This window comes from Chloroflexus sp., assembly GCF_034435895.1.
Taxonomy (GTDB): Bacteria; Chloroflexota; Chloroflexia; order Chloroflexales; family Chloroflexaceae; genus Chloroflexus.
The window spans coordinates 1-4417 of sequence record NZ_DAOTWH010000130.1 but is presented as its reverse complement, the minus strand read 5'-3'; the positions used below and the strand labels follow the sequence as shown (position 1 = coordinate 4417).

Genomic DNA, 4417 nt, shown 5'->3' with positions numbered 1-4417 from the left:
AGCCTACGACGGGACTTGAACCCGTGACCTCGTCTTTACCAAAGACGTGCTCTACCGACTGAGCTACGTAGGCATAAACGAATAGAGTTGCGCTGGCGCTTCTCTATTCGATTGTGGTGGGCCGGGCAGGATTCGAACCTGCGAAGGCGTAAGCCAGCGATTTTACAGACCGCCCCGTTTGGCCACTTCGGTACCGACCCGTCTCGTTGCGATGGAGCCGACGCAGGGACTTGAACCCTGAACCGGCGGTTTACAAAACCGCTGCTCTGCCAATTGAGCTACGCCGGCGCGTACCGACGGCGTCGAGCCATTGCTCAGCGCAGTGTATTCTAGCACAATCTGCGGTTTTATGCAAATCGGGTGCAGTGCGCGGTTCCGATGCGAGAAACCGTTAGCGGGCCATTTGCCGGCCAGCGGCTTGTGCGCTATGATGAGTGGCGCCGATACGCAACGGGCACGGGAGCGAAGCGATGCAATGGTTGCGACGATTGTTTGGGCGGGCGGAAGAGGCCCCTTTTCTGTTGCTGCACGTGCGCTGCGCGCGGTGCGGCGCTGTGGTGCAGACGCGCATTAACCTCTATAACGATTTGTCGGTCGAGTACGACGATCGGGAAGAGCTGGCCGGTTATTGGATCCGCAAGGAGCTGATGGATGACCGCTGTTTCCGGCTGATGACCGCTGAGTTGCGATTTGACCGCCAGCGCCGCTTGATCAGCCAAGAGATCACTGGCGGCCAGATCATTACCGCCGAAGAGTATGCGCAGGCGCGGCAAACCCAGCAACGGTGAGGTGGTCCCACCGGCTCGCTGTACGCCCACCATGCCGCGGGAAACGATTGCTACTCGGCTTCGGCCTGTCGCTGCAACAGATCGGCGCGCACCGGATGGAAGATGTCAAAGAAGGTTGCATCCTCTTCCATTACTGCCTCGTGCTCAACTCCGCCGGGAATGTGAACAATATCAAGCGGGCCAAGTTCCCGCCATTCCTCGCCAACCCGGAAGCGCAAGCGACCAGTCACTACCAATGTCATCTGCTCGTGCGGATGGCTGTGGGCCGGCGCGACCGCACCCTTTGGAGCATCGATCCGCACTGCCATCAATTCATTGCCGGCAAACGGGCGCAGGGTCATCGCGCCGATCATGAAACTCTTGATATCGGCGGTCTGGGCAGTAAGCATAGCACCTCTCCTTTCAGGCTGATATGACCCATCTTACCGTTGCTGCTGGATGAACGCAAGCCAGAGCGGGCCGGCAAGAGATGTTATACTGAGGAGGCGAGGCGGCGTATTCCCTGCACCAGAGGACACGGTGACGCTGTGTCTGCACAGAGGGTACGCTTTGACGACAACTCAAGGAGAACTGTATGCGTCACGAGGATGCAGGTTGGCGGGAAACGCAACGGATCCGGCTGGACGTGAATAATGTATTCGGGCCGAACGGGCTTACTCCGGCGGAGTTGGAGGCTGAGGCAGCGCGGGCAGCCGAGGCGATTGCGGCGGTGCAGAGCCGACGCGAGGCGTTGGGGTGGCCACTGTTGCCAGAGCAAGATGTGACGCCGTTCGAGCAGTTTGCCGCCGCGCACCGCGACCGGATCGACACGTTTGTGGTGCTGGGGATTGGCGGCTCGGCACTGGGCAATATCGCGGTGCAGACCGCAATCAACGGGCCGTTTTACAACCTCTTGCCGCGCGAACAGCGCGGTTGGCCGCGGTTGCTGGTGTTAGATAATTCCGACCCGGAACTGAACGCCGGCGCGCTGCGCATGCTCGATCTGCGGCGGACGATGTTCAATGTGATTAGCAAGAGCGGCACCACTGCCGAGACGATGGCCTCGTTCCTCTACTTCCGGCAGACGTTGGTCGAAGCAGTGGGGGAAGAGACGCTCGGCGATCACATCGTGTTAACCACCGACCCCAGCAGCGGCTTCTTGCGCCAGATCGGCCAGCGCGAGGGATGGACGATGTTCGACTTGCCGCCAAAGGTTGGCGGGCGCTTTTCGGTGTTGACCTCGGTTGGCTTGCTCTCGGCAGCGATGACAGGGGTCAATCTCCGCGAGTTGTTGGCCGGCGCAGCCTACGGCGGCGAACTGGCGGCCAATCCCGATCCATTGCGCAACCCGGCGGCGCTCGGCGCACTGGTCAACTACCTCTGCTTCCGCAAAGGCAAGCCGATCGTGGTCATGATGCCCTACGCCAACCGGCTGCGCGATGTGGCCGACTGGTTTGCCCAATTGTGGGCCGAAAGCTTGGGCAAGGCGATTGACCGGCAAGGCAAACCGGCAAGGGTGGGCCAGACACCGGTCAAGGCGCTGGGGGCCACCGACCAGCACTCGCAAGTGCAGCTCTATATGGAAGGGCCATACGACAAGCTCATCAACTTCATCGCGGTCGAAAAGTATGCCGAGGAGGCGCCGATCCCAACCGCCTACGAAGATCTGGAAGGGGTGAGCTATCTCGGCGGGCACACCATGGCCGAGCTGATCCAAGCCGAGCAGCAGGCCACCGCGATTGCGCTCAGCGAGGCCGGCCAGCCGAATATGACCCACATCTTCCCAGAAATCAACGCCTTCACGCTCGGCCAATTCTTGATGTTGATGGAGATGCAGACGGCAATTGCCGGCGAGTTGTACGACATCAACGCCTTCGACCAACCCGGCGTCGAGGCAGGCAAGATCAACACGTATGCGTTGTTAGGCCGGCGCGGGTTTGAAGATCGGCGGGCCGCGATCGCAGCGCGGGCGCAAGCGTTAGATGCGCGGTGGGTGGTGTAACCTGTAGAGCCGCAGGCCGTGCGGCTGCACAACAGTGGGTGGTTTGGGACAGATGTAGAGCCGCACGGCCGTGCGGCTCCACCATCACCATCGGAGAAATGTATAGATAGAGAGCCACACGGCGGTGCGGCTGCACCACCCAATCATAAGGACACAGTTATGTCTACATGGTTTCCGCCTCCGTTGTGGGTATCATCAGCGGTATGCGCCGTGATCGGCCTGATCGGCGGCAGCGCTTTCTGGTGGGCATCACGGTCGTGGAGCATCTTCATTGCCGCATTTTTATGGGCGCTGATCGGGACAGTAGGCACCGTCATCGGGCGCAGCGCCGGCGAGCGGTTGCGCCACGGCGATTGGAAGCATGCCACCCGGCTGGCGCCGGTGCAGACCACCGTGCCTATGGGCGGATTTCTTGGTGTCGCCTTGCTGGTCGGCGCGCCGTTGAATGCCGACCAGATCTTGGTCATGTGCGGGATTGTGCTGGCGCTAGCGGTGCTGTTTTGGATCGGGTTGCCGCTCACCTCGCCGTTTCGGGAGCGGAAGTGAGGGTTGCGTTGGGGATGATTACCCCACCCCCTGCCCCTCCCTGTAAACGGGGAGGGGTGTGTGAATCCCTTCCCTAGCGGGGGAGGGGGAGGGCGAGGGTGACAAAGCCCGCTGGGCGGGCTGATGGCCCTCACCCCCTAGCCCCCTCCCCCGCCTCGCGGCGGGAGAGGGGGAGCCGCGTGATTGGCGGGAAAGGTATCGTCGAGCGAGCGCCAGCGGGGGAGAGCGAGGGTAGGGGCGATACCCGCGCACGGATAGACGTGACCGGTTGTCATTGCGAGCCGCGCCCAAGCGCGGCGAAGCAATCCCCTGCGATCACGAGAGCAACCCGTTGAGGCATGACCTGCGCCAAAGCGGGAGATTGCTGCGGGGGCTGCGCCTCCTCGCAATGACAGGAGGGGGGCCGCCCGCGCAAGGACAACAGGGTTGCGCGGGCGGCCCGCCATGATACGGTATCATAGCAACACTATGCCCTATTGTCACCGCACATGCACGGAGCGCGGATCATTATGGAGCACCAATCACCACCATTACCAATCTACCCGCTGACCGAATTGGCCGCTGTGCGTGCCGGATGGCGCGCTGCTGGCTTAAAGGTGGTGCTGACGAATGGAGTGTTTGATCTGTTGCATATCGGCCATGTGAACTATCTGACGGCAGCGCGCGAATTGGGTGATCGGCTGATCGTGGCGATTAACAGCGACGAATCAACCCAACAGCTCAAAGGGCCGTTGCGCCCGATCGTGCCGGCGGCGGAACGCGCCGCGATCATCGCGGCGTTGCGCTGTGTTGACGCAGTGACGATCTTTGCCGAGCGCACCGCTGAAACGGTGGTGGCGGTGCTCGCGCCTGATGTATATGTCAAAGGCGGCGATTACGGCCACAGCGCTGCCATCGATGAAGCCCGCTTGCCAGAAGCGCGGATTGCGCGTACACATGGCGGCGAGGTGCGGTTGTTGCCGTTTCATGATGGTCACGCCACAACCCGCTTGATCGAACGGATTGTGACGCGATATGGCAGGGGGTAGAGGCGCACGGCTGTGCGTTTGGCGACACCCACCTGCCGCCCGCACCGCCCGCACCGCCCGCACCGCCCGCACCG

General features: G+C 61.9%; 5 protein-coding genes and 3 tRNA genes. 4 read left to right on the top strand and 4 right to left on the bottom strand.

Annotated features, from left to right (window positions below; genetic code table 11):
* From U9R81_RS07815 to U9R81_RS07805, 3 genes are all read right to left on the bottom strand, one after another.
* Window positions 1–73 (bottom strand) — tRNA-Thr (locus U9R81_RS07815).
* A gap of 41 nt (window positions 74–114) precedes the next feature.
* Window positions 115–200, bottom strand: a tRNA-Tyr gene (locus tag U9R81_RS07810).
* Between the two features lie 12 nt (window positions 201–212).
* Window positions 213–288 (bottom strand) — tRNA-Thr (locus tag U9R81_RS07805).
* Between the two features lie 182 nt (window positions 289–470).
* Here U9R81_RS07805 and U9R81_RS07800 point away from each other — a divergent pair.
* Window positions 471–788 (top strand): hypothetical protein, encoded by a 318-nt coding sequence (locus U9R81_RS07800; RefSeq protein WP_066791296.1) that lies wholly within the window; start codon window positions 471–473, stop codon window positions 786–788.
* Window positions 789–838: 50 nt separating this feature from the next.
* Here U9R81_RS07800 and U9R81_RS07795 read toward each other — a convergent pair whose 3' ends face one another.
* A complete protein-coding gene (locus U9R81_RS07795; RefSeq protein WP_322494927.1) occupies window positions 839–1177 on the bottom strand; it encodes a cupin domain-containing protein in 339 nt (112 codons plus the stop codon).
* A 185-nt stretch (window positions 1178–1362) separates the two neighbouring features.
* Between U9R81_RS07795 and U9R81_RS07790 the strand changes: the two genes are divergently transcribed.
* The 3 genes from U9R81_RS07790 (at window position 1363) to U9R81_RS07780 (ending at window position 4343) form a co-directional block, all read left to right on the top strand.
* Window positions 1363–2769, top strand: a complete 1407-nt coding sequence (locus U9R81_RS07790) for a glucose-6-phosphate isomerase (RefSeq protein ID WP_322494926.1) — start codon at window positions 1363–1365, stop codon at window positions 2767–2769.
* 159 nt (window positions 2770–2928) lie between these two features.
* Entirely contained in the window at window positions 2929–3315 is a 387-nt protein-coding gene (locus U9R81_RS07785; RefSeq protein ID WP_322494925.1) for a hypothetical protein, read from the top strand.
* Window positions 3316–3824: 509 nt separating this feature from the next.
* Entirely contained in the window at window positions 3825–4343 is a 519-nt protein-coding gene (locus U9R81_RS07780; protein WP_322494924.1) for an adenylyltransferase/cytidyltransferase family protein, read from the top strand.
* Window positions 4344–4417 lie beyond the last annotated feature (74 nt).